Origin of the sequence: Blautia sp. AM23-13AC (assembly GCF_003435675.1) — a bacterium.
Taxonomy (GTDB): domain Bacteria; phylum Bacillota; class Clostridia; order Lachnospirales; family Lachnospiraceae; genus Fusicatenibacter; species Fusicatenibacter saccharivorans.
Genome location: NZ_QTUL01000011.1, coordinates 39,616 through 63,386 on the forward strand (window position 1 = coordinate 39,616; position 23,771 = coordinate 63,386).

The 23,771-nt window shown below is 48.3% G+C and carries 19 protein-coding genes, 2 tRNA genes and 3 pseudogenes; 4 read left to right on the top strand and 20 right to left on the bottom strand.

Annotation, left to right across the window (positions count from 1 at the left end; genetic code table 11):
- Positions 1 to 39: 39 nt before the first annotated feature.
- The 4 genes from DW642_RS11945 to DW642_RS11960 all read right to left on the bottom strand — a co-directional run bounded on the left by DW642_RS11945 (position 40) and on the right by DW642_RS11960 (position 4,818).
- On the bottom strand, positions 40 to 738 hold the full coding sequence (locus DW642_RS11945) for a tRNA (adenine(22)-N(1))-methyltransferase (protein WP_117510306.1): 699 nt from the start codon (positions 736 to 738) through the stop codon (positions 40 to 42).
- Between the two features lie 29 nt (positions 739 to 767).
- On the bottom strand, positions 768 to 1,910 hold the full coding sequence (rpoD, locus tag DW642_RS11950) for an RNA polymerase sigma factor RpoD (protein ID WP_022462739.1): 1,143 nt from the start codon (positions 1,908 to 1,910) through the stop codon (positions 768 to 770).
- Positions 1,911 to 2,015: 105 nt separating this feature from the next.
- On the bottom strand, positions 2,016 to 3,794 hold the full coding sequence (dnaG, locus tag DW642_RS11955) for a DNA primase (protein WP_117510307.1): 1,779 nt from the start codon (positions 3,792 to 3,794) through the stop codon (positions 2,016 to 2,018).
- A 16-nt stretch (positions 3,795 to 3,810) separates the two neighbouring features.
- A complete protein-coding gene (locus tag DW642_RS11960) occupies positions 3,811 to 4,818 on the bottom strand; it encodes a deoxyguanosinetriphosphate triphosphohydrolase (RefSeq protein ID WP_117510308.1) in 1,008 nt (335 codons plus the stop codon).
- 203 nt (positions 4,819 to 5,021) lie between these two features.
- On the opposite strand from DW642_RS11960, the gene DW642_RS11965 reads away from it, so the two are divergent.
- Together DW642_RS11965 and DW642_RS11970 are read left to right on the top strand one after the other, a co-directional pair.
- A tRNA-Leu gene (locus DW642_RS11965) sits at positions 5,022 to 5,106 on the top strand.
- Between the two features lie 24 nt (positions 5,107 to 5,130).
- Positions 5,131 to 5,215 (top strand) — tRNA-Leu (locus DW642_RS11970).
- Between the two features lie 124 nt (positions 5,216 to 5,339).
- Here the strand turns inward: DW642_RS11970 and ilvA are convergent.
- The 11 genes from ilvA to pta form a co-directional block, all read right to left on the bottom strand.
- Positions 5,340 to 6,551, bottom strand: coding sequence for a threonine ammonia-lyase (gene ilvA, locus DW642_RS11975; protein ID WP_117510344.1), 1,212 nt, complete (start codon positions 6,549 to 6,551; stop codon positions 5,340 to 5,342).
- A 36-nt stretch (positions 6,552 to 6,587) separates the two neighbouring features.
- Positions 6,588 to 7,529: a signal recognition particle-docking protein FtsY gene (gene ftsY, locus DW642_RS11980; protein ID WP_022462735.1), complete on the bottom strand. Its 942-nt coding sequence runs from the start codon at positions 7,527 to 7,529 to the stop codon at positions 6,588 to 6,590.
- A 60-nt stretch (positions 7,530 to 7,589) separates the two neighbouring features.
- Positions 7,590 to 11,150 carry a chromosome segregation protein SMC gene (smc, locus tag DW642_RS11985; protein WP_117510309.1) on the bottom strand — a complete coding sequence of 1,187 codons (3,561 nt, stop codon included), beginning with the start codon at positions 11,148 to 11,150 and terminating at the stop codon, positions 7,590 to 7,592.
- A 7-nt stretch (positions 11,151 to 11,157) separates the two neighbouring features.
- A complete protein-coding gene (rnc, locus tag DW642_RS11990) occupies positions 11,158 to 11,850 on the bottom strand; it encodes a ribonuclease III (protein ID WP_055218876.1) in 693 nt (230 codons plus the stop codon).
- Positions 11,851 to 11,955: 105 nt separating this feature from the next.
- Positions 11,956 to 12,189: an acyl carrier protein gene (gene acpP, locus DW642_RS11995; protein ID WP_022462732.1), complete on the bottom strand. Its 234-nt coding sequence runs from the start codon at positions 12,187 to 12,189 to the stop codon at positions 11,956 to 11,958.
- Positions 12,179 to 13,219: a phosphate acyltransferase PlsX gene (gene plsX / locus DW642_RS12000; protein ID WP_117510310.1), complete on the bottom strand. Its 1,041-nt coding sequence runs from the start codon at positions 13,217 to 13,219 to the stop codon at positions 12,179 to 12,181. Before plsX ends, acpP begins: the two co-directional genes overlap by 11 nt.
- A 228-nt stretch (positions 13,220 to 13,447) precedes the next feature.
- Positions 13,448 to 14,233 carry a hypothetical protein gene (locus tag DW642_RS12005; protein WP_055218872.1) on the bottom strand — a complete coding sequence of 262 codons (786 nt, stop codon included), beginning with the start codon at positions 14,231 to 14,233 and terminating at the stop codon, positions 13,448 to 13,450.
- 207 nt (positions 14,234 to 14,440) lie between these two features.
- Positions 14,441 to 14,620 (bottom strand): 50S ribosomal protein L32, encoded by a 180-nt coding sequence (rpmF, locus tag DW642_RS12010; protein WP_022462729.1) that lies wholly within the window; start codon positions 14,618 to 14,620, stop codon positions 14,441 to 14,443.
- Positions 14,621 to 14,622: 2 nt separating this feature from the next.
- On the bottom strand, positions 14,623 to 15,150 hold the full coding sequence (locus DW642_RS12015; protein WP_117510311.1) for a YceD family protein: 528 nt from the start codon (positions 15,148 to 15,150) through the stop codon (positions 14,623 to 14,625).
- Between the two features lie 74 nt (positions 15,151 to 15,224).
- Positions 15,225 to 16,421: an acetate kinase gene (locus DW642_RS12020; RefSeq protein WP_117510312.1), complete on the bottom strand. Its 1,197-nt coding sequence runs from the start codon at positions 16,419 to 16,421 to the stop codon at positions 15,225 to 15,227.
- A gap of 99 nt (positions 16,422 to 16,520) precedes the next feature.
- Positions 16,521 to 17,516, bottom strand: a complete 996-nt coding sequence (gene pta, locus DW642_RS12025) for a phosphate acetyltransferase (RefSeq protein ID WP_022462726.1) — start codon at positions 17,514 to 17,516, stop codon at positions 16,521 to 16,523.
- Positions 17,517 to 17,731: 215 nt separating this feature from the next.
- On the opposite strand from pta, the gene DW642_RS12030 reads away from it, so the two are divergent.
- Positions 17,732 to 18,982, top strand: a complete 1,251-nt coding sequence (locus tag DW642_RS12030) for a tRNA(Met) cytidine acetate ligase (protein ID WP_117510313.1) — start codon at positions 17,732 to 17,734, stop codon at positions 18,980 to 18,982.
- Here the strand turns inward: DW642_RS12030 and DW642_RS12035 are convergent.
- The 4 genes and pseudogenes from DW642_RS12035 to DW642_RS12050 all read right to left on the bottom strand — a co-directional run bounded on the left by DW642_RS12035 (position 18,925) and on the right by DW642_RS12050 (position 22,856).
- Entirely contained in the window at positions 18,925 to 19,236 is a 312-nt protein-coding gene (locus DW642_RS12035; protein WP_147326121.1) for a hypothetical protein, read from the bottom strand. The genes DW642_RS12030 and DW642_RS12035 overlap by 58 nt on opposite strands.
- 56 nt (positions 19,237 to 19,292) lie before the next feature.
- Positions 19,293 to 19,681 (bottom strand): annotated as a pseudogene (locus DW642_RS12040) (response regulator); the annotation flags it as partial.
- A gap of 239 nt (positions 19,682 to 19,920) precedes the next feature.
- Positions 19,921 to 20,600 (bottom strand): annotated as a pseudogene (locus tag DW642_RS16810) (substrate-binding periplasmic protein).
- A gap of 54 nt (positions 20,601 to 20,654) precedes the next feature.
- Positions 20,655 to 22,856 (bottom strand): hybrid sensor histidine kinase/response regulator, encoded by a 2,202-nt coding sequence (locus DW642_RS12050; protein ID WP_117510315.1) that lies wholly within the window; start codon positions 22,854 to 22,856, stop codon positions 20,655 to 20,657.
- A gap of 481 nt (positions 22,857 to 23,337) precedes the next feature.
- Between DW642_RS12050 and DW642_RS16315 the strand changes: the two are divergent.
- Positions 23,338 to 23,520: pseudogene (locus tag DW642_RS16315) on the top strand (IS66 family transposase); the annotation flags it as partial.
- On the opposite strand, the gene DW642_RS16815 reads toward DW642_RS16315, so the two are convergent.
- On the bottom strand, positions 23,441 to 23,680 hold the full coding sequence (locus DW642_RS16815) for a hypothetical protein (protein WP_438267032.1): 240 nt from the start codon (positions 23,678 to 23,680) through the stop codon (positions 23,441 to 23,443). The pseudogene DW642_RS16315 and the gene DW642_RS16815 sit on opposite strands and share 80 nt — an antisense overlap.
- Positions 23,681 to 23,771: the final 91 nt, after the last annotated feature.

Sequence of the window (23,771 nt, forward strand, 5' to 3'; positions counted from 1 at the left end):
GAAATTTTCAGACACGCCCCTCTTGTGCAAACGCTGTCGTTACATCGTATGGAAACGCGCAAGCGCAGATTCCAGTACTGCCTCTTTTTCTTTTAATTCCCAAAGGCGCTGTGCTGCCTTTTCACTGGAGTGATCCGAAAGCTGGCGGATCAGCGTCTGGTTCTGCTCCTGCTGTTTCAGAAGGTATTCCCTCAGCACCGGATTTTCCTTTTCCAGAAGGCGCGGTCCATAGAAAAGCTCCTCCGCCTTCAGATTCTCCTTTTCCCCTGGCACTGCCCGCAGAATCGGATAATATTTTCCATCCTCCTCTACAAAATTCTCCTGTGCAAGGAAAAATCCGTGTTCCAGAAGCCATGCACGCACGCGGTCGATATCCGACTGCGGCTCCAGGATCAGCTCCCGAAAACCGGACAGCAGCGGCTCACCTTCGCTTAAAATTCTTACGGTAAGCCCGCCGCCCATGCCCGCGATGAGAAGAGAATCACCCTCTCCCGCACGCAGGGCATGGAGTCCGTCGGAAAGTCTTGTTTCTATGTAGTCCCCCATCTGGTACTGCGCAATATGCTCCCTGGCCCGCTCCAGCGGTCCGCGGTTCACATCCATGGCGATTGCGGAGGAAATTTTTTGCTGTTCCAGCAGCGCAATCGGCACATAACCGTGATCCGTTCCCACATCGACCAGGCAGCCGCCCGGGGTGACAAACTCCGCTACTGCGGAAAGTCTTTTTGATAACTGCATTTTCCTGTCGTCCTTTTCTTCCTCGCAGATTAGTCCAGGTAATCTTTCAGCTTTCTGGAACGGCTCGGATGGCGCAGTTTACGGAGCGCTTTCGCCTCGATCTGACGGATACGCTCTCTTGTAACATTAAACTCTTTACCAACCTCTTCGAGGGTTCTCGCACGGCCGTCATCGAGTCCGAAACGGAGACGCAGAACCTTCTGCTCACGGTCGGTCAGTGTGCTTAAGACATCCTCCAGCTGCTCTTTCAGCATCGTGAATGCTGCCGCATCTGCCGGTACCGGCACATTGTCATCCTGGATGAAGTCACCGAGGTGGCTGTCCTCCTCCTCGCCGATCGGAGTCTCAAGAGAAACCGGCTCCTGGGAAATTTTCAGGATCTCGCGGACACGCTCCACAGACATATGCATCTCCTCTGCGATCTCTTCCGGCGTAGGTTCGCGGCCTAACTCCTGCAGTAACTGACGGGAAACGCGGATCAGCTTGTTGATCGTTTCTACCATATGAACCGGAATACGGATTGTTCTCGCCTGATCTGCAATCGCTCTTGTGATCGCCTGGCGGATCCACCACGTTGCATACGTAGAGAATTTGTATCCTTTGCGGTAGTCAAATTTTTCCACCGCTTTAATAAGACCTAAGTTACCTTCCTGAATCAGATCCAGAAACAGCATCCCACGGCCTACGTAACGTTTTGCAATCGAAACAACAAGACGAAGGTTTGCCTCTGCCAGACGTTTTTTTGCTTCCTCATCTCCCTCTTCCATTCTCTGTGCCAGCTTGATCTCTTCCTCTGCAGAAAGAAGCGGCACTTTACCGATCTCTTTTAAGTACATGCGGACCGGATCCTCAATGCTGACGCCTTCCGGAACGGAAAGGTCGATGTTCTCCATATCGATCTCTTCTTCTTCAGAAAGATCGATGTCATCGTCGTCCAGAAGGAGAAGATCACGGTCTGCCGCATTTGGATCCTCGGTCATGTCTGAGAGACGCAGTACATCGATGCCGCTTGCCTCCAGGTATTCAAATACCTTCTCCATCTGCTCCGCGTCCAGCGGCATATCGCGGAAAAAGTCGTTGATTTCCTGATATTCCAGGACGCTCTTTTTCTTTTTGCCGTATGCTACCAGCTCTTTTAATTTTTCCATAAATTTTGCTTTATCGAACTCCATTGACTGTCCATCCTTCCATAGCTTGTATATATTCTGTCCCTGCCCTGCGAAATTAAACACGCAGAACAGAAGATTCCAGGGTTTTTCTTGGGTATCCAGTTTTGCTTAAAAAGTGAATTCCGGAAGCTCCCCTGCTTTCCACCGCTCCAGGCTTTTTTTATCTGCCATTAATTTCTGCAGCGCCGCCATATCGGTCACATTCATATGTGCCGACTGATACGCAATGCTGTTTTCTTTCATATTGCAGATCACATCATGCAGCGCGCGCCGTTTTTCCTCCTCTGTCTCCAGCGGGATTCTGGCATTAAAAAGGCCTGCAACTTCTTTCTGCTCCTCGGAATCAACAAACTGATTCAAAAGCTTTGCCGGATTCACCCCGCCCTCGTGATACTGCAGCACAATCATCTCTGCAATCTGGCGGTAAAGAGGTGTGGTAAAATCCTCCGGCGTAATATATTTTTCCAGTTTTCCAATGAGCGCCGGATAAGAGGTCATCCATGTCAGCATCAGCTTCTGTGCTTTTTCGACACCGCCCTCTTTCTCTTTTTTGTTTGCGGCTGTATTCCGCGGCTTGACACGCTCCGTCCTTCCGGCTCCTGATAGTGCCATCTGACCGACCTGCTTTCGCAGTACTTCGACGGCAATCCCGTATTTTCCTGCCACTGCCTCAAGATAACTGTTCCGCTCGATCTCATCCTCGATTGCAACGAGACGACGCACCGCCTCATGCAGGAAATCGGATTTGCCCTGCGGGTCGGCAAGGTCGAAATCGCGTTCCTTCATGCGGATCTCATACAAAACGCTGTTCTCCGCCTCTTCCAGACGTTTTTCGAACGCTTCGCAGCCCTCGTGCTGGATAAACTCATCCGGGTCCTTATACGGTCTCAAATTGACGACACGCGTTGTAAGACCAACCCCTTTGAGCATCGGAATCGCACGAAGCGCCGCTTTAACGCCTGCCTCATCGCTGTCATAGATCACAAGAACCTCGTCGGTATACCGCTTCATCAGCCCCGCCTGCAGCGATGTGAGTGCTGTTCCAAGAGAAGCTACCGCGTTATTGAATCCTGCCTGGTGCATGGAAATTACATCCATATAGCCCTCGCAGATAATCAGATTTTTTCTCCGTGAAGAGCGCGCCAGATGCAGCCCGTAGAGATTGCGGCTCTTATCGAAAATCTTTGTCTCCGGCGAGTTCAGGTATTTCGGCTTTCCATCCCCCATCACACGGCCTCCGAAGCCGATCACGCGGCTGTTGGCATCCATGATCGGATAAATGACACGGTTCCAGAATTTGTCCTGCATGCCGTGCACCTCGTCCGCCAGAAACAATCCCGACTGGCGAAGGATTTCATCGTCATACCCTTTTTCTTTTAAAAAGCGGTACAGCAGGCTTCCGTACTTATCTGAGTAGCCAAGGCCGAATTTCCGGATTGTATCATCCGAAAGGCCGCGCCCCTTTAAGTAATCATAGCCCTGCTTTCCGCGTTCGGTGTGGAGCTGGTAATAATAGAATTTTGCCGCCTGTTTGTTGATTTCCAGCAGCGTGTTCTTTAAATCCGCCTGCTCCTTTGCTTCTTTCGAATACTCCATCTGCGGAAGCTCCACCCCGGCCCGGTCGGCCAGAAATTTCAAGGCTTCCACAAACGTGAAGTTTTCGTATTCCATCAAAAATGTGAAAACATTTCCTCCGGCTCCGCATCCGAAGCAGTAATACATCTGCTTTCCTGGGCTGACGGAAAAGGAAGGGGACTTCTCATTGTGGAACGGGCAGAGCCCGAAGTAAGAGCTTCCTCTTCTTGTCAGCTTTACGTAGCCGGATATCACATCTACGATGTCATTTTTCATACGAATCTCTTCCACTAAATCATCGGAATATCGCATTTTTTCCTCCCTGTATCTAATAAACCGCCCAGGCTTTCGGCACGAACAGCTCCTCGTATTTGTGCATGGAATACTGATCGGTCATACCGGCAATGTAGTCGCATACCACCTGTGTCTTGTCCTCGCCGCACCCGATCAGATTCCGGTACTCGCGGGACATCTGCTCCGGATGCTCCTGATAGTAGGTGTAGAGGGAAATCAGCATCTTCTTTGCCTTCTCTTCCTCTTTTTTCGCCTCCGGGTTGCGGTAGACGTTCGCGAACATCAACTCCCGCAGCATGCGCATGCCCTCGGCAATCTCCGCCGACTGGCGCACATACTCCGTTCCGCGGCTCTGCTCCACAATATCGTGGATCAGCGTATTGAGCCGCTCGCGGCACGTATCGCCAAGAACAACGCGGATCGTAATCGGGATGTCATCCTCGCTTAAGATGCCGGCGCGGATGGCATCGTCCATATCGTGGTGGATGTAGGCGATCTTGTCGCAGAAACGCACAACCTGTCCCTCCAGGGTCGACGGTTTTCCCGCCGTGCGGTGGTTCAGAATCCCATCCCGCACTTCCCAGGTCAGGTTCAGGCCCTGTCCTTCCTTTTCCAGAACCTGCACGACACGGACGCTCTGTTCCGCGTGGCGGAAGCCCCCGGGATGCACCGCATTGAGCGCCGCTTCCCCGGAATGGCCGAACGGCGTGTGGCCGAGATCGTGGCCGAGCGCAATGGCTTCGGTCAGATCCTCATTCAGATTCAGCGCCCGCGCAATCGTGCGGGCAATCTGGGACACCTCGAGTGTGTGCGTCAGGCGGGTCCGGTAATGATCGCCCTGCGCAGCAAGAAACACCTGTGTTTTGTCTTTCATCCTGCGAAAGGCTTTGGAGTGGAGAATCCTGTCCCGGTCTCTCTGGTAGACGGTGCGGATGTCACACTCCGGTTCATATCGGTCCCTTCCTCTGGAATTCCGGCTGTGCGCCGCATAAGGACTCAGCTCCTGAAATTCCCGTTCTTCAAACGATTCTCTCAAGTTCAAACGAAGACCACCTCTTTCCCGGTAATATGCCTGTAACAGTTCTTTTCATTGTCCTCCTATTTCCTATATTCGGTGCCCGATTCCGATTTCCTTTTTTATTTTTCAAATTTTTCAAATTTTTTCAAAAAAAGTGTTGACGGCTTACAACTCTGGTGCTATAATACATCTTGTCGTCAGCGAGATGACAAAAACTTAAAGAACATGCGGAAGTGCTGGAATTGGCAGACAGGCCAGACTAAGGATCTGGTGGTCATTGCGATCGTGTGGGTTCAAGTCCCATCTTCCGCATGAAATTTAAAAACTACATAACATGCGGAAGTGCTGGAATTGGCAGACAGGCCAGACTAAGGATCTGGTGGTCATTGCGATCGTGTGGGTTCAAGTCCCATCTTCCGCAGAACGAAAACCCTTGTGCATGCAAGGGTTTTTTCCTGCTCAAAAAAATCAGAGGAAATTCCTTTCCGGATCCCTCTGATTTTTTATTTTTCTTTTTTTCAGAATTTTCTCTGCAATTTCTGTTTTTACAGGTTCGGTCTTACAATCTTCGGTGTATAGCCAGCCTCTTCCAGTGCTTTGACAATACGGTTCTTGTGATCGGTGCCGAATGCCTCCATTGTGATGCGGAGCTCTACTGCAGCACTTCTGTTCGTTGTGAAGAACTGGTTGTGGTCCAGTTTGATGACGTTTCCGTTCTCGTTTGCAATCACCTGGGAAACGCGTACCAGCTCGCCTGGTTTATCCGGCAGAAGAACGGATACAGTAAAGATACGGTCTCTCTGGATCAGTCCGTTCTGGATCACGGAAGACATGGTGATGACGTCCATATTTCCGCCGCTTAAGATCGAAACAATCTTTTTGCCTTTGACATCCAGATGCTTTAATGCAGCCACAGTCAGAAGACCGGAGTTCTCAACGATCATCTTGTGGTTTTCTACCATATCAAGGAATGCTACGATCAGCTCATCATCATCCACAGTAATGATCTCGTCCAGGTTCTGTCTTACATACGGGAAAATCTTGGATCCCGGTGTCTGTACTGCAGTACCGTCTGCAATTGTGCTGACAGGAGATACGGTCATTACCTCGCCTTTTTCAAAAGAAGCCTTCATACAGGCTGCTCCGGACGGCTCAACACCGATGACTTTGATGTTTGGTTTCAGCAGCTTTGCCAGTGTGGAAACACCGGTAGCCAGTCCGCCTCCTCCGATCGGAACAAGGATATAATCTACGAGCGGAAGCTCCTGAATCACTTCCATAGCGATGGTTCCCTGGCCGGTTGCAACGGTCAGATCATCAAACGGGTGAATAAAGGTATAGCCATGCTCTGCTGCAAGCTCGTATGCTTTTGTACATGCCTCATCGTACACATCTCCGTACAGAACAACCTCAGCGCCGTAGCTCTGGGTACGCTCTACTTTGATGAGCGGTGTGGTAGTCGGCATTACGATGACAGCCTTTGCACCGTAGCATTTTGCCGCATACGCAACGCCCTGTGCATGGTTTCCTGCAGATGCGGTGATCAGTCCTTTTGCGCGCTCCTCTTCACTTAAGGTGCTGATTTTGTAATAGGCACCGCGCAGCTTATAGGCGCCGGTCAGCTGCATATTTTCCGGTTTTAAGTAGACTTTATTTCCCGTCTGCTCGCTGAAATATTTGCTGTAAACCAGTTTGGTCTCCTGTGTTACTTTTTTTACGATTTCAGACGCTTCCTCAAATTTCGGGAGTGTCAGCATTTCTTCTGCCATAGTCTTTTCTCCTTGTTGTCTTTTTTAAGCATTCTCTTCGGATGTATGGAACAGTGCATTTACAAACTGGTCTGCATCAAATTTCTGTAGATCGTGGATGCTCTCGCCCACGCCGATGTATTTGACCGGAATATCAAGCTCGGACTGGATGGCAACGGCGATACCGCCCTTTGCAGTTCCGTCCAGCTTCGTCAGAATGATACCGGTGACATTTGCCACTTCTGCAAACTGTCTTGCCTGCTGCAGCGCATTCTGGCCCGTGGTACCATCCAGCACCACCAGCGTTTCCAGGTATGCCTCTGGGTACTCTTTTTCCAGAATCCGGTAAATCTTGTGGAGCTCTTCCATCAGGTTCTTCTTGTTGTGAAGTCTTCCTGCCGTATCACAGATCAGCACATCCGCATTTCTGGCTTTTGCCGCTGCGACTGCATCGTACACGATGGACGCCGGATCTGCTCCGTTCTGTCCGCCGATGATATCCACGCCGGCGCGGTGCGCCCACTCCGTGAGCTGCTCGCCTGCCGCTGCACGGAACGTATCTGCTGCCGCAAGAACAACCTTTTTGCCCTGATCCTTCAGAAGGCCGGCCAGCTTTCCGACGGAGGTCGTTTTTCCGACTCCATTGACACCGATCACCAGCACTACCGATTTCCGGTTTTCAAATTCATAGGCTGTATCGCCTACATCCATCTGTTTTTTGATGCTCTCGATCAGAAGCTGTTTGCACTCTGCCGGATCGGTAATGTGCTCTTCTGCCACCCGTTCTTTTAAGTGGTCAATAATTTTGGTCGTTGTATTGATGCCGATATCTCCCATGACGAGAATCTCCTCGATCTCCTCATAAAAATCGTCATCAATATTGGAATAGCCGCTGAAAATAGAATCAATTCCAGCTACAATGCTGTCTCGGGTCTTCGTCAGACCGTTGACAAGACGTTTGAAAAAGCCTACTTTCTCCTCCGCCATACCGTTCGCCTCCCTTTATCTTTTCTATCTTACTTCTTTCGTATTGTATCTTATTCGTTTCTATTTGTCCAGTTCTCCCTCGATCAAATCGACAGAAACAAGGGTAGAAACACCCTTCTCCTGCATCGTGATGCCGTACAGACGGTCTGCCGCCGTCATCGTACCGCGCCTGTGGGTGATGACGATGAACTGGGTATTTTTTGTCAGCTTATGCAGATACTGTGCAAAACGCGTTACGTTGGAATCGTCGAGCGCCGCCTCGATCTCGTCAAGTAAACAGAACGGGGACGGCTTTAAGTTCTGGATTGCAAAAAGCAGCGCAATCGCGGTCAGTGCCTTCTCGCCTCCGGAGAGCTGCATCATATTCTGCAGTTTCTTTCCCGGCGGCTGGGAAATGATGCGGATACCTGCCTCGAGTACATCCGTGTCCTCCTCGAGTTCCAGCGTTCCCTTTCCGCCGCCGAACAGCTGGCGGAACACGCGGTCAAACTCTTTCCGGATCTCCTCGAATTTTTCCGTGAACTGCTTGCGCATACCGGCATCCAGCTCATCGATGATGCCCTGCAGTGTCTCTGCCGCCTTGACAAGATCGGTGTGCTGTGCATCGAGAAAGGCGTGGCGCTCCGAAATCTCTTTGTACTCCTCAATCGCATTCACATTGACAGAGCCAAGCTTCCGGATCGCATCTTTTACTTCCAGCACACGCCGCTTTAATTCACTACGCTCCGGAATCTCCTCCATCTGGAACTCTCTTGCGTGGCCCGGTGTCACTTCGTACTCTTCCCAGAGATACGAGGTCTGTGCCTCTTTTGTCTCCTCCAGCTTTTCTTTCTGGCTGTTCAGACGGAAGCACTCTTTGTCCATCAGGGAAATCTGGTCGGAGAGCTGATCCCGCTTCTCGAAAAATTCTTTGTGATCTGCGCTTAATGCTTCTTTTTTCTCCTGCAGTTCCACAATCCGGCGGTCTTCCTCTTCTTTTGCCTGCACTGCTGCTGCAATCGTCTTCTGGATCTCCACGATGTCCTGCTGTTTCCTTTTGACATCGTCTTTTTCCTCCGCCGCTTTTTCCAGCATGGTGCGGCTTTCCGCTTCCAGTTTTCCCGTCTCTTCCTCAAGACGGCGGATGTTCTGGGCAAGGAATCCATCCTTCTGGGACAGATTTGCGTAATTTAACCGGATTTCTTCAAGATCCTTCGTATATTCTGCTTCCCGGCGGCGAAGCCCTGTAAGCGCCTCCTGTGCCTTCTGGATATTCTCCTGCAGCGTGCTTTCCCGCTCCACCGATTCCTGCATTTCCTGACCGATGACTTTCCGGTTCCGCTCAATCTCGGCGATCTGATTTTCAATCTCGAGACTCTCCTTCTGAAGCGCTTCAAAATCCAGACGGATTTCCGTCTTTTTCTCGCGCGCTTTTTCCAGATTCAGGCGCACCGTATTCTGCTCGATGTACTGCCGCTGCAGTTTTTCATTCAGCTCGGTGCGGAGATCACGGATTTCATTCCGCTTATTTTTCTTCTCTTCAAGTTCCTGCTGGATTTCCCGCAGTTCCTTCGCAAGACCCTGTACGCTCTTTTCGAGTTCCTCAATCTCACGCCGTCTTCCGAGCAGGTTGCTGTTGTTCCGGAACGAACCTCCTGTCATGGAACCGCCCGGGCTCAAGAGCTCGCCCTCGAGGGTTACCATGCGGAGCGTCTGACGGTATTTCCGCTGAATCACAATGGCATGGTCGATCGTGTCGACCACCAGCGTTCTTCCAAGCAGCTGTGCCACAAGGCCCTCATACACCGGGTCGTACGAAACAAGTGCATTTGCCACACCAAGCACACCGGTTTCTCTTGCCGCATCCTCATTCACCTGCGTTTTTTTCCCGCGCATACTGGTGAGCGGAAGGAACGTCGCACGGCCGAAATGGCCCCGTTTCAGGTATTCAATCAGGTATTTCGCCGTCGCCTCATTGTCGGTGACAATATTCTGAATGCTGCCGCCAAGTGCGGTCTCGATCGCCGTCTCGTACTTTTTCTCCGCCTGCAGAAGATCCGCCACAACGCCGTGGATGCCGGGATTCCGGTCTTTCTGCTCCATGACCTTCCGAATACTGTTTCCATAGCCGTCGTACCGCTCGGTGATGTTCTTTAAGGATTCGAGCCTTGACGCTTCTCTGTGGTAATTGGTCTGGCCGGCTTCCATCTCTTTCGTCTGGTTCGAGAGATCCGCCGTCAGCGCGGTAATCTTCTGATCTGCCTCCTGGTACTGCTGTTTCAGGCTGCTTACCGTCTCTTCGAGCGCTTCAAACGCGTTCTGCAGTTCTTCCATCTGCCCGTTCTGTTCGGACTCGCTCGTCTTTAAATGCAGCACCCTCTGGCTTAATTCTGCCTTTCGGATGCCGATCTGCTCGAGCATCGCATCGTAGCGCTGCATTTTTCCCTTCGTGGAACCCCGCTGGTTCAGAAGGCCGATGACTTCGCTCTTATCCTGTTCACTCTGCAGCTCGACTGCCTGGATCTGCCCCTGGCATTCCGAGAGAGCGGCCTCTTTCTCACTCTTTTCCGTCTCTGACGCAAGAAGTGCTTCATGAAGCCCGTCCTTTTCTGCCTGATATGTATTTTTTTCTGCCGTCTTTGTGCGGCTCTCCGCGCGGATCGCCTCCAGACGTTCTCTTAATGTGTCGCTGTTCCTCTCCGATGCATGAATCTGCTCGTTCAACACCTCGATCTGGTTTTCGAGCTGCTGACGTTTCAGTGCATTCTCCCCCGCCTGATCGCGCGCAGAAAGAATCGTCTGGTCCAGTTTTTCCTGCTCCTGTTCCAGCTTTTCATACTCCTGCTTCGTATGCTCAAAAGCCTCTTTCGTGCTCTTTAACTGCTCTTCTGTAATCCGGTACCGGTCTTCTACTTTCGCGAGATCGTTCCGGATGCGCTCCATCTCGAGCAGAAACATATTGATATCGAGGAGCTTTAATTCCTCTTTCTTCTTTAAATAAATCTTTGCCGTCTCAGACTGGCGTTCCAGCGGCTCTAACTGCCTTGTCAGTTCCGAGAGAATGTCGTTGACGCGCACCAGATTCTGCTGCTCTTCCGCCAGCTTCTTTTCGGTCACGGCCTTCCTTCTCTTGAATTTGACAATTCCTGCCGCCTCGTCAAACAGCTCCCGGCGCTCTTCCGGCTTACCACTTAAAATCTTATCAATCTGACCCTGTCCGATGATGGAATAGCCTTCTTTTCCGATACCGGTATCGTAGAACAGCTCGTTGATGTCCTTTAACCGGCACGATGCACCATTCATCAGATACTCGCTCTCACCGGAGCGGTAGAGCCGTCTCGTCACCGTGACTTCCTCGAAATCGACATTCAGCTTGTGGTCGGAATTGTCAAGTGTAATTGCAACCGACGCGTAGCCGAGCGGCTTTCTCGTCTCGGTTCCGGAGAAAATAACATCCTGCATATTTCCGCCGCGGAGCTGCTTGGCGCTCTGTTCGCCGAGCACCCAGCGCACCGCATCGCCAACATTGCTCTTTCCACTGCCGTTCGGCCCTACAACGCCGGTAATACCGTCGTGGAACTGCAGAATGGTTTTGTTGGCAAACGACTTAAATCCCTGCATTTCAATGGATTTGAGATACATAATTCACCTACGCTTTTTTTCTGGCAAGAATTGCATCGTATGCCGCTGCCTGTTCTGCCGCTTTTTTCGTTCTGCCCTTTCCGGTACCGAGCGCTTTCTTTCCGACGCTGACCTGTGCCCAGAAGCTCTTGTCGTGATCCGGTCCCTCTTCTTTTAAGATGGTGTAAACAATCTCTTCATCCGTCTCACCCTGGATCAGCTCCTGCAGAATCGTTTTGCTGTCGTAGAAAAGCTGTTTGTGTTCGATATCGTTTAAGATATAGTTCAGAACGAACGTTTTTGCCGGTTCAAAGCCGCCGTCCAGGAAAATCGCACCGATCGTTGCCTCCATAGCATCCGAAACGATGGAATCGCGGTGACGGCCGCCGGTTGCCTCCTCGCCCTTTCCAAGGAGTAGAAAGCTGCCAAGGTCAATCTCACGGGCACAGAATGCCAGTGCCGGTTCACAGACGAGGCTGGCGCGTTTTTTCGTCATCTCGCCCTCCGGGAGACGCGGGAATGTCTTGTATAAAAATTCGCTGGATACAACTTCCAGCACGGCATCTCCTAAGAACTCCAGACGCTCGTTGCACTCCAGGCGCTCCATATGGTGCTCATTTGCGTAGGAAGAATGGCGCATCGCCATCTCCAGCAGTCCGAAATCCTGAAATTTATACTGGATCTTCTTTTCCAAATCCACGAGTTTATCAATATTATTCATAACCTGTTTTAAGCCTGTCCTTCCTCATAGTTACCGTTTGCAGGTGTTCTGCGGACGGTAACAAAGGGGCTGTCCTGTAGCAAACAGCCCCTTCGCCATTTTCTATTATTCTGCCAGTTTCTTTTTGATCGCTTCCACCGCATCCTCAACCGATACGATGTGCTCTGCTTCTTCTGCTTCGATCTGGATATCAAATTCTTCTTCAATTCCCATCACAATCTGAAATACATCCAGGGAATCCGCTCCCAGATCATCTGCAAAGGTTGTCTCCATGGTTACTTCATTCGGATCTACGTTTAATACATCCGCAATGATCTCCTGTAATTTTTCAAACTCCATCTTTCGCTGCCTCCCTGCTGCTCTTATAGTCTGCCAGATGCTCCTGCACTTTCTGCGAAATCTTCTCCTCGCTGAATGAAATGCACTGGAGAATGGAATTTTTAAATTCGTTGGCTTTTGAGCTTCCGTGCGTTTTTACAACGAGTCCTTTTAAGCCAAGCAGCGGTGCTCCGCCGTACTCACTGGCATCAAAAGACTTCAGTGTCTCTTTCAGCGCCGGTTTCACAAGAAGGGCTCCGATTTTACTGCGCAGAGATGTCATCATGCCCTGTTTTACCTTGGAAATCAGGGTCGCGCCGACGCCCTCATACAGCTTTAAGATAACGTTTCCGACAAACGCCTCACAGACAACAACGTCTGCGGCTCCGTTTGGAATTTCTCTTGCTTCGATACTGCCGACAAAGTTGATATACGGGTTTTCTTTCAGAAGCGGATACGTCTCTTTGACGAGCGCGTTTCCTTTTTCTTCTTCCACACCGATATTCACGATTCCCACACGCGGATTTTTAATGCCGACAACGTGTTCCATATAGATGGAACCCATCATGGCAAACTGCACCAGATGGGACGGTCTTGCATCAACATTCGCACCGCAGTCGATCAGAAGGGATACACCGTCTTTCGTCGGGATCAGCGGAGCCAGCGGCGGGCGCTCTACGCCCTTGATGCGTCCTACGATCGTCTGTCCGCCGACCAGGACTGCTCCGGTGCTTCCGGAGGAGACAAACGCGTCTGCCTCTCCGCAGCGCACTTTTTTCATGCCGACAACGATCGAAGAATCTTTTTTGTGGCGGATCGCATTGACCGGCGGCTCTCCCGTCTCAATGATCTCGGTTGCCGGAACGATCTCAACCCGCTCCTTCGGGTACGTATATTTCTGCAGTTCTTTTTCGATGACATCCACCTGGCCGACCAGCTGGACTTTGACACGTTCATCTGCGTTTACGGCCTCAACGGCGCCTTTTACCGGCTCCACAGGCGCATAATCGCCGCCCATCGCGTCCACTGCAACTCTGACTAAGTCACTCATGTTTTTTCCTCTTTTCTCTTTTCTAAAGCGCGTTTGAAAACTCTTTTTCTTTCAAAAAACCGTTTTCAACCACGCTCTAAAAGCACTTATGCAAGTGCTGTATTAACTATACTAAACTCCTTTGCAAAAATCAAGCACAAATGCCCATCCGCGCTTTCTCCTGTATTCCAAAAAAGCGGGTGGATTTATCTTTCCAAAATCCACCCGCTCTGTTTTGTCTTATTTTTCTTAAGAAACCTTGACTCCGCTCGAATTCATCTCATGACCGTCTATGGTTGTATTCCGTGCCATGACACCGGTATCCGGATCCAGATAATATTCCTCACCATCCTGCGTGAACCAGCCGGTCTGCATCTGACCGTTGTCCGCCAGATAATACCATTCTTCTCCGCTCCAGTACCATCCTGTCACCATGTATGAATTTTCATCAAACACGTACCAGTAGCCGTCGATATTCTGCCAGGTATTGGTTGCATAGCTTCCATCATTATTCTGATACTGCCATCCGTTTTCATTCTGAACCCATTTCCCTGCCGGAATTACCGTAACTTCTGTTACCGTACTCGTCGCCATGGAAACAGTATTTCCAACCGTGTTTGTTGCCACAACGTAATAGTAATCTTTGCCCTCCGCCGAAGTATCGACCTGGTATGTCACTTCTGTTGCGCCTTCAATCGGCGTTCCTCCGCCGTTGGAATTTACGTTGTTCTTATACCACTGATATGTTACTGTGCCTTCTCCCGTTATTCCTGCCTCACAAGTCAGCTTTCCAGATGTATTTCCAACGGGAATCTGCAGGCTCTCCACCGGATTTACCGAAAAAACCGGCTTTTCCAGATTGGCATCTACATGAACAGCATCGCTGTCCTCTTTTGAAATATCTACACTGGCCGAAGACGAAACCGTCGTCTCAGTTCCCATCATTTTATCCATCAGACTGTCTGTGGAACATCCTGAGAGGAATACTACACTGCACATGCATGCTGCCAGAAATATGATTCGTCTATTCTTCATATGCTTTGCACTCCTTTTTTATAATTGTTACAAAAATGTTGCAATATTGTTTCAATTCTCACCGAGACCATTATAGCACATCACGACACACCACGTCAAATCTTTTATATGACGCTTCCAGACAACCCGCAGAGACAACAAAAAAGCCCCCGGTGACGGGAGCCTTTTGCTGCATTGCACATCGGAACTGATTCCGATTTATGAATATTAGTCCATTGCAACGACTTCTTTTTTGTTGTAAGAACCACAAGCTTTGCAAACTCTGTGCGGCATCATAAGAGCACCACATTTGCTGCATTTTACAAGGTTCGGAGCAGACATTTTCCAGTTTGCTCTTCTCTTATCGCGTCTTGCTTTGGAAGATTTATTCTTAGGACAAATGGACATAGTTACACCTCCTTAAATTTGCTGAATATATCTTTGATTGCAGCCATTCGGGGGTCTAGCCCTGTGGTATCACAGTCACAGGTCTGAATATTCAGATTCGCACCACAACGGCTGCAGATTCCTTTACAGTCATCTTTACACAGCACTCGAATCGGCCATTGGACTATGAGCTCATTACGAACCAGTTCTTCCACATCGAGCTCGTCTCCCTCCACAAACGAAGAGTCCTCTTCTTTTTCCTCGCGTTCTTCCTCTGACAGATTCAGATCAATCTGCAGATCGAACTTGAGCTGGAATGGAGTCGCTACCGGTGTCAGGCATCTTGCACATGGAATCTCCATTGTAAGGTCTGCACTGCCGGTGATCGTGATCACACGATTGCCTTCATGCGTAAGGCCAAGGATAACAGGATGTTTTTCGATTACCCGATAGTCCTGCCCGCCGATCGAAAAAGTTTCGGATGTAAGCGGAATTTCATACTTTTCGGACTTTCCGTCCTGCGCAAATAACTTGGTCAGACTGATTTTCATATTGTTCTCCTAATCACACTTTACCAATTATACCCGGGAAGGTAAGAATTGTCAACTGTTTTTTGAATTGTTTTTTATTTTCCTTTTACTAACTCTACTGTCTCCTCGCAGATTGCGATTTCCTCGTTGGTCGGAATAACGCATGCTGTAATCTTGGAGCCTTCTTTGGTGATGATTTTCTCAACGCCGCGGCAGTTGTTTGCCTCAGAGTCGAATTCCAGTCCCATGAACTCGAATGCTTTGCAGATGGTCTCACGAAGCGGGATTGCGTTCTCGCCAAGTCCTGCTGTAAAGGTGATAACATCTACACCGCCCATTGCTGCGATGTAGGAACCGATGTATTTGATAATACGATAAGCGTATGCTTCCAGGCAGTGGATGGCATCCTGATTGCCTGCCTCTGCTGCTGCAGATACATCACGGTAATCGCTGGAGATACCGGTCATGCCAAGCATACCGGATTTCTTGTTCAGAATGTTCAGAACCTCAGATACGGTCAGGTTCTCTTTGTTGCACAGATATTCAACAAAGGCCGGATCGATATCACCGGAACGGGTTCCCATGATAACACCTTCCAGCGGAGTAAGTCCCATGGAAGTATCCACACATTTGCCGTTCTTTACAGCGGAAAGAGAAGCACCATTTCCCATATGGCAAACGATGATCTTCAGATCTTTGTAGTCTTTGCCAAGGAAATCTGCTGTTCTCTTGGATACGAATTTATGAGAAGTTCCGTGGAAGCCGTATTTACGGATTGCGTATTTCTCATAGTACTCTTTCGGAATACCGTACATATATGCTTTCGGAGGCATGGTCTGATGGAATGCGGTATCAAATACTGCTACGTTCGGAACGCCCGGCATCAGTTTCATGCAGGCATTGATTCCCATCAGGTTTGCCGGATTGTGCAGAGGACCAAGGTCAGCGCACTCCTCGATAACTTTGATTACTTCGTCATCGATGATAACAGAGTTTGTGATCTTCATTCCGCCGTGCAGAACGCGGTGTCCGATGGCATCTACTTCTTCCAGGCTCTTGATGACGCCGCTCTTCTCGTTTACCAGAGCGTCCAGAACCATCTGGATTGCCTCTACGTGTGTCGGCATTGCTGCTTCTGTTACCTCTTTTTCGCCGTTCTTTGGCTCATAAACGAGGCGTCCGTCGATACCGATTCTCTCACAGAGTCCTTTTGCCAGGACGTCACGGTTATCGTAATTGATCAGCTGGAATTTCAGAGAGGAACTTCCGCAGTTTACTACTAATACGTTCATTTCTAAATTCTCCTATTTTAAAAGTCTTATTAAAACTTCTGGCCGGCCTGTTCTCCGCAGCCGGCCAGAAAACCGCTTGTAATTGGTTTTATTTCGTGCTTACTGTGCCTGGCACTGTACAGCAGTGATTGCTACAACACCAACGATATCCTCTGCGGAGCATCCACGGGACAGATCGTTGACTGGAGCTGCGATACCCTGCGTCATTGGGCCGTATGCTTCTGCTTTTGCCAGTCTCTGTACCAGTTTGTATCCGATGTTTCCGGCATCCAGATCCGGGAAGATCAGAACGTTTGCTTTTCCTGCTACTTTGCTGTCCGGAGCTTTGGATGCACCTACGCTCGGAACGATTGCTGCATCAAGCTGCAGCTCGCCGTCGAGAGCGAGATCCGGGTTTGCTTCTTTTGCAATTCTGGTAGCCTCAACAACTTTGTCTACATCAGCATGTTTTGCACTTCCTTTGGAGGAGTGGGAAAGCATAGCAACTCTTGGCTCGTTTCCGGTCAGCATGCGGTAGGACTCTGCGGAAGACTCTGCGATTGCAGCCAGCTCTTCCGGATTCGGGTTCTGGTTCAGACCGCAGTCACCGAATACGAATACACCGTCATCGCCGTACTCGCAGTCCGGAACTACCATCAGGAAGAATGCGGATACGAGTTTTGTGCCCGGTTTGGTCTTTAAGATCTGCAGGCATGGACGAAGGGTATTTGCGGTAGAATGGCAGGCACCGGAAACAAGTCCGTCTGCATCTCCCATTTTAACCATCATAACGCCATAATATGTATAGTCATTCAGGATGGTCTCTCTTGCTTTCTCCGGAGTCATGCCTTTCTTTGCACGAAGCTCTACCAGCTTATCTACATAAGCCTGTGTTTTCTCGTTTTTCTCTGGATCTACAATAGTAGCTTTGGAGACATCCAGTCCCTCGCTGCCTTTCTTTACTGCCTCTTCGCTTCCGATGATGATCAGATTTGCAAGGTCCTCTTTCAGGATCTGTGCAGCAGCCTCATATGTTCTTCTGTCTTCTGACTCTGGCAGTACAATTGTTTTTTTGTCTGCTTTTGCTCTTGCTTTAATTGTGTCAATAAATCCCATGATCTTTTGACTCCTTTCGATAAATTTACTCGATATTCTCATTGTAGTACGCTTTTTGCCCTTTCGCAAGTATAAAATTCAAAACAACTGGACAAAAAATCCAAAACGGAGGAATTCTTGCATTCCTTTTCTGTTTTTGTTACGATAGGGCTATGTGATCCGCGGTTCCTCTCTGTTTGGAATCGTGCTATTTTTTTCGAAAGAAGGTACGTTTTATGACCATTACCGCAGTCATTGCAGAATATAATCCTTTTCATAACGGCCATGCTTATCAGCTGGCAAAAGCCAGGGAACTGACCGGGGCGGACTATCTTGTCGTGATTATGAGCGGCGATTTCGTCCAGCGCGGCGCACCTGCGATTCTTGACCAACATGACCGTGCGGAGCTGGCGCTTCTTGGCGGCGCGGACCTTATCTTACAGCTTCCGTGTCACTTTGCACTCGGCAGTGCACAGCATTTCGCACGCGGGGCGGTATCGCTTCTTACTGCGCTTGGCTGTGTCGATTTTCTCTGCTTTGGCAGTGAATATGGAGACACGGCGCCGTTTCTGGAACTCGCTGATGTTCTGCTCCACGAGCCGGAGGAATACCGTGAGCTGCTCTCCGGTCTGCTTCGGAACGGACTTTCCTTCCCGACGGCGCGCGCACAGGCACTTTCCGCTTATTTTTCTGACAGCGCTTCCTTCTCTTCGCTTCCAAAAGAAGAACTTGATACCTTTTTAAAAGAACCAAACAATATTTTAGGCATTGAATATGTCCAGGCACTTCTGCTGTCACAAAGCCGCATTCGGCCGGTAACGATCCGCCGGGAGGGCAGCGGCTACCACGAAGGAGCGCTTTTCACACATGCACTCCCTTCTGCTACAGCAATGCGGAATCTTCTTTTTTCCAATCCGCATAAGGATCTGGAACTGTCCGCGCTCGCCTCCTGCATGCCAGAAGCGGTCTTTCACGCTTTTCAGAATGCCGTCGCATCTCATGGACTGTTGACCGCCGATGATTTCAGCCTGCTCCTCGCCGCACGGCTCCTCACGGAAACGAAGGAATCTCTCTCCTCCTGTCTCGACCTCTCGCCGGATCTTGCCAACCGCATCCTCCGCCAGCGCCACGCATGCTCCTCATTTTCAGAATTCGCCATGCAGCTTAAAACAAAGGAAATGACGTATACCCGCATCAGCCGTTCCCTGATGCATCTGCTTCTGAACCAGAAAACATTGTACCCGGCCGGCTATAACCGTGTTCTCGGTTTCCGAAAAAGTGCCGGTGCATTGTTAAAAGAGATTAGAAGACGTTCTTCTCTGCCGCTCATTGCCAAGGCAGCCGACGCCCCGCGGCTTCTTACCGGCGATGCACTTGCCGCCTTTGAGAGCGATATACAGGCCTCTCTTTTTTACGAGACTGTCCGTTCTCACAAAACAGGGACACCGTTCGTCCATGAATACACAAAAAAGCTGGTTCTGTTATAGAACCAGCTTTTTTCCAGCAGCAGCATCATCTGCTGCTGTGGAACTGTATAGTCCTCCACAAACAGGAAAACATTTTTTGTATCTGCACTTTCTCTTGTAAAGTCAAACTGCATGAAACGCATCTCACCATTCAGTATAAAATTGATCATAACATGATGCATGATGTGTTCTGCTGTTCCCTGTGTGATTGCTTCCATCGTCATCTGCTGTTTTATCCGATTAAGATCATCTATATTGCCAGATGCATAACGCATGAGTATCTTCAAAATCAATGTACAGGATTTCTATATAATGATTTTTAAGAGCTTTTTCATATATTGCAGCCTGAACCGCTTTCTCCAACAACTGAATTCCTCCTTGTTTTCTCATGTACTATTAATGCTTCATAGCACTCCCGCTATAAATTACTTTCATCAGTAATTCCACATCAACAGGCTTAGCAACATGTTCATTCATCCCTGCTTCTTTTGCCCTTATTCTGTCCTCCGTGAACGCATTTGCTGTCATTGCAATGATCGGTATTTTCTTTGCATCCTCTCTGTCCAGAGACCTAATCATCTTTGTAGCTTCATAACCATTCATGACCGGCATCATAATGTCCATAAGAATGACATCAAATTCACCAAGTTCACTATTTCTGAACAGTTCAACAGCTTCCTGACCATCCCATGTTTTTGTCACGTCGGCACCTTTTTTCTTTCAGGAAATCCTCTCTTAGCTGCCCGCCGTTTTCTGTTTCCATTTTAATATTTGTACTCATTTGTCTGGCACTTTCAATGGCACGGAGGAGACTTTTGGATTCCGAAGATTCATTATAATGGGTGTAGTGGAACACTGCACTTTCACATAGTTTACAATCTCCACCATTCTTTTCTCTGCTTCTGCTTTTTCTGCGTGGAAGGAATAAAACAGAGAGACTACAGCTACACAGATTCCTATCAGACCGCCGAGCAGCTGGATCCGTTTTTCTCCACCTCTAGATACTTCTGGGGATCATCCAGGTATTTTTCAATGATTTTCAGGGATGTGCCATCCAGACGCATCTCTTCCTGTGTCTGGCCCATCTGCTCACAGATTCCCCTGTCATCCTCTTTTGCAAAAGCAACGCCTATTCCGGTGATCATCAGAGGCTCCTCCAGGATACGGAAGCTTGCATCATAATCCTTCCTATACTGAACGATAGATTCCTCGTGTGCAGCAACCGCATCTACATATCCTTTTCCCAGAAACGTATAGATCAGCTCCCGGTGTCCCAGGATGATCAGATTTCCCAGCTTTGGGATCCTCTCATCCGTCCGGTTCAGAAAGATGCTTTCCGGTTTGGTTGTGGACTGGACAACGGTAATCGTCAAGACGTCCTTCCATAGAAAAAACAGCCCATGATACAATCAATCTCGCCGCTCTCCACCAGTTCTTTTTTCTCCTCCCAGTTGATCTGGACAACCTTCACCTGTTATCCCATTCTTTTGAATGCTTCCGTAGCCAGTTCTACATCAATTCCTGTCGGTACACCATCCTCATTCAGATAATTGTATGGTGGATAGCTGTCGCTGCCGAGGGTAATAACAGGCTTTTCGGTTTCTTCTTTCGTGTTATCTGTGTTTTTGCACCCTGCCAGGGTGACTGCTAAATATCAAAAGTCCTAATAAAATTACTATAGTTCTTCTTAATTTCAATGAATGATTATGTTTTTGCGTTTACTACCCCTTTTTGTCAGCAGTTTTGTGATCACTCTTTTTAATTGCGGAATATCAATCGGCTTTCCAATATGTTCATTCATCCCGGCCTCCAGACATGCTTTCCGATCTTCCTCAAAAGCATTTGCCGTCATGGCAATGATTGGAATCTTTTTGGCATCTTCACGTTCCAGCATACGAATTGCTTTTGTTGCTTCCAGCCCATCCATGACCGGCATCATCACATCCATGATGATGACATCATACTCATCCAACCTGGAATTCTGAAATATTTCAAATGCCTCTTTTCCGTTTTTCGCTTCTGTAATGTTCAGATGCTCCTCCTCCAGGATTGCATGGGCTATCTCCATATTAATGACATTATCTTCAACAAGAAGCACCCGTTTTCCTGACAGATCCATATCCTGTGAGTAGCTGTCCTTCTGTGAATCATTATTTTCAACCAAGTAATCTATTTCAAATGGAACCGTAACCGTAAACGTGCTTCCTACATTTTCTTCGCTTTCCAGTTCTATCGTTCCACCCATCCGTTCAACAATATCTTTGACAATCGAAAGTCCCAGACCGGAGCCACTGAATGTTGTAGTTGACTGTTTGCCTTCCTGCGCAAAAGCATCAAACGCATGTTTTTGAAATTCTTCACTCATACCAAGACCGGTATCTGAACATACAAACTGAAAAACAGCTATATTCCCATCATCCGATAATTCTTCGCAATGAACATTCACTGTTCCATGAAAATGATTGTATTTAATCGCGTTGGAAGAAAGATTCATTAAAACCCTGCTCAGATGTACCGGACTTCCAATCAAATATCTGTGGCGGATTGTGCTTGCTTCCACGCCGCCTTCAAATCTTACACCATTCTCATAAGCACTCATTGCAACAACCGTCAGATTATTCCTTAACAGTTCTGCCAGATCAAAGGATTTATGTTCCAACACAAGGGAACCGGATTCCAGTTTGCTGATATCCAGGACATTGTTGATCAGATTTTGCAGATAATCGGCGGACTGAAGTACCTTCTTCCTGCATTCCCTTAACTTGACCACATCATTGTTATATTTTTCAGCGATATGGATCATCCCCACGATTCCGTTTAGCGGTGTACGGATATCGTGGCTCATACGCCGGAGAAAGGCTGTTTTTGAAAGATTCGCGCGATGAGCATCTTCCATGCTTTCCTTAAGCTGTTTCTGATACATGAGTTCCCGTGATTTTTCTTCCGTAATATCTCGTACGACATAAAGCACATCCACAGCGTTTCCATGTACATCTCTGCTCTTTACAATAAATCTGGCCAGCCGCCATTCTCCGTTTACTCCCATAAATTCAATCGAAACAGAATTCGTATTACGAAGTCTCTCTGTCAATGTATCAAAGTCAAGAAACTCCCGGTATTTTTCTCTCCCTTCCTGGGCGGCAAATGCTGTTGGAAGCCTTTCCATAACATCATCAATTTTCCCCTTTTGTCCAAGGATTTTTTGCACAAGGTCATGGCCTTTCAAAAGCTCATATGTCCGCTCTTTAACATTGGCTTGTACGATTGTTACATACAACGTAGCAATTGCGGCAATAATCTCTGACCTCTTTGTTGCATCATCAAGAGCCTTTTTCAACAGTACCGTACTTTTCAGATTTTCCCTCACACATCCAAGATGTCCGCCAACATCAGACAGCAGTGTAATGGAAATCTCATTCTGCCTCAAATCAGGATTATCTACCCCGATAAATCCATTCATCTGATGATTGGCATAAATCGGCACCGCAATCAAGGAACATATTTCCTGTGTTTTTAACAATTCATATTCTTCCGGTTCAGAATTTTTTGTCGCTTCCAGATCATGAATCACGATTACTTCCTTGTTTTCAAATCGTTTCACCCAGTTCGGCATCGAACTGACCGGGATTGCCTGAAGGTTATCTATCTCTGGTGCCACTCCATCGGCACACCATTCAAATGTATTGCTCAGGCTGTCCTTCTGATCGGTTTCCCAGTCAAAAACATATACCCGGTCTGCCCCTGTATAGTTTCCAATCGCCTGCAACAAAGAGTGAATAATTTCTGACAGCTCCTGCTCATTTTCCACCTGATCCATAAGCGATATCTGATGCAGGATCGTGTCCATACTATGTAATTTTATTTGATAGAGTTCCTGAATCTCTTTTGTTTTCATTTTCTATCCCCCCCCTGCAGTAAAACTATTATGGTTACGTCTGTGAAATAACACCGTAAGAAAGGATCCTGCTACGGCAGGATTCTCCGCCTAAACTTATGCAAAAAAACTGGTTTTATTATACTCTAACACTTTACTGCACACAAGAAAAACATTACCTTTTAGCGTTAAAAGGCAAAAAAAGAACAGCAACTGTGCCCAAAGTTCCAGTGATGTGTATCAAAAACGGAAATGGACTTTCGGCAGATATATTTTCTTCTGTTTCTCTGTCTTCAGGATCAGATGGAGGAACTGACAAAACAGACACAGACCCGCAATGATAAGATGCAGCTGATGATGGAACAGATCGTGCTGTCCAATAAGAGCAGCCAAAAAGAAAAAACAGATCGGCAAAAAGAATGAAAACAGCTTCCAGATGCCATATCCAGATGTTACCGCTTTGTGCCTGAAAAGTCGAAGTTGAGGAACATCATATTTTGGAGATCTGAAGATCGCAGGGTGCTGGGTACATTACAGACGCAAGTTCCATGAGGCACTGGAGGTCATACCGAAAGATCTGAGGAAACAGTCTGTTTTGTACCTCATCATGAACCCGATCCGTGCGATTTACCGGGAGGAAGGAAAGCTTTCCGGTCTTTCATCAGACGAACGGACTGCCCATCGACTTTTACATAATAAATTCCGCTGATCCATTTAGATTCCTGCAGCGCTCCGTTCTTATCCATGTAATACCATTTTCCACCGATCTTCTGCCAGCCAGTCTGCATTTTGCCGTTTTTGTTCAAATAATACTTTGTGTTTTCTATGGCGGCCTTCACATCCACATCCGCAGAGGTATTGCTAGAACAACGGCTGCTACCGCTGAAGTTCCCCGTAATAATTCATTTTTTCTTACACTTTTTATGGGTTGCAAGT

Excerpts from the sequence above, each read along its gene's own strand:
- smc (WP_117510309.1), bottom strand. The coding sequence starts at position 11,150 with ATGTATCTCAAATCCATTGAAATGCAGGGATTTAAGTCGTTTGCCAAC.
- DW642_RS11945 (WP_117510306.1), bottom strand. The coding sequence starts at position 738 with ATGCAGTTATCAAAAAGACTTTCCGCAGTAGCGGAGTTTGTCACCCCG.
- DW642_RS12015 (WP_117510311.1), bottom strand. The coding sequence starts at position 15,150 with ATGAAAATCAGTCTGACCAAGTTATTTGCGCAGGACGGAAAGTCCGAA.
- DW642_RS12005 (WP_055218872.1), bottom strand. The coding sequence starts at position 14,233 with ATGAAGAATAGACGAATCATATTTCTGGCAGCATGCATGTGCAGTGTA.
- rpmF (WP_022462729.1), bottom strand. The coding sequence starts at position 14,620 with ATGTCCATTTGTCCTAAGAATAAATCTTCCAAAGCAAGACGCGATAAG.
- rpoD (WP_022462739.1), bottom strand. The coding sequence starts at position 1,910 with ATGGAGTTCGATAAAGCAAAATTTATGGAAAAATTAAAAGAGCTGGTA.
- pta (WP_022462726.1), bottom strand. The coding sequence starts at position 17,516 with ATGGGATTTATTGACACAATTAAAGCAAGAGCAAAAGCAGACAAAAAA.
- DW642_RS12035 (WP_147326121.1), bottom strand. The coding sequence starts at position 19,236 with ATGCGTTATGCATCTGGCAATATAGATGATCTTAATCGGATAAAACAG.
- DW642_RS12050 (WP_117510315.1), bottom strand. The coding sequence starts at position 22,856 with ATGAAAACAAAAGAGATTCAGGAACTCTATCAAATAAAATTACATAGT.
- rnc (WP_055218876.1), bottom strand. The coding sequence starts at position 11,850 with ATGAATAATATTGATAAACTCGTGGATTTGGAAAAGAAGATCCAGTAT.
- plsX (WP_117510310.1), bottom strand. The coding sequence starts at position 13,219 with ATGAGTGACTTAGTCAGAGTTGCAGTGGACGCGATGGGCGGCGATTAT.
- DW642_RS12020 (WP_117510312.1), bottom strand. The coding sequence starts at position 16,421 with ATGAACGTATTAGTAGTAAACTGCGGAAGTTCCTCTCTGAAATTCCAG.
- DW642_RS12030 (WP_117510313.1), top strand. The coding sequence starts at position 17,732 with ATGACCATTACCGCAGTCATTGCAGAATATAATCCTTTTCATAACGGC.
- ftsY (WP_022462735.1), bottom strand. The coding sequence starts at position 7,529 with ATGGCGGAGGAGAAAGTAGGCTTTTTCAAACGTCTTGTCAACGGTCTG.
- acpP (WP_022462732.1), bottom strand. The coding sequence starts at position 12,189 with ATGGAGTTTGAAAAATTACAGGAGATCATTGCGGATGTATTAAACGTA.
- dnaG (WP_117510307.1), bottom strand. The coding sequence starts at position 3,794 with ATGCGATATTCCGATGATTTAGTGGAAGAGATTCGTATGAAAAATGAC.
- ilvA (WP_117510344.1), bottom strand. The coding sequence starts at position 6,551 with ATGCTGACACTCCCGAAATTTGAGGAAGCGTCTGAAATCGTAAAAAAA.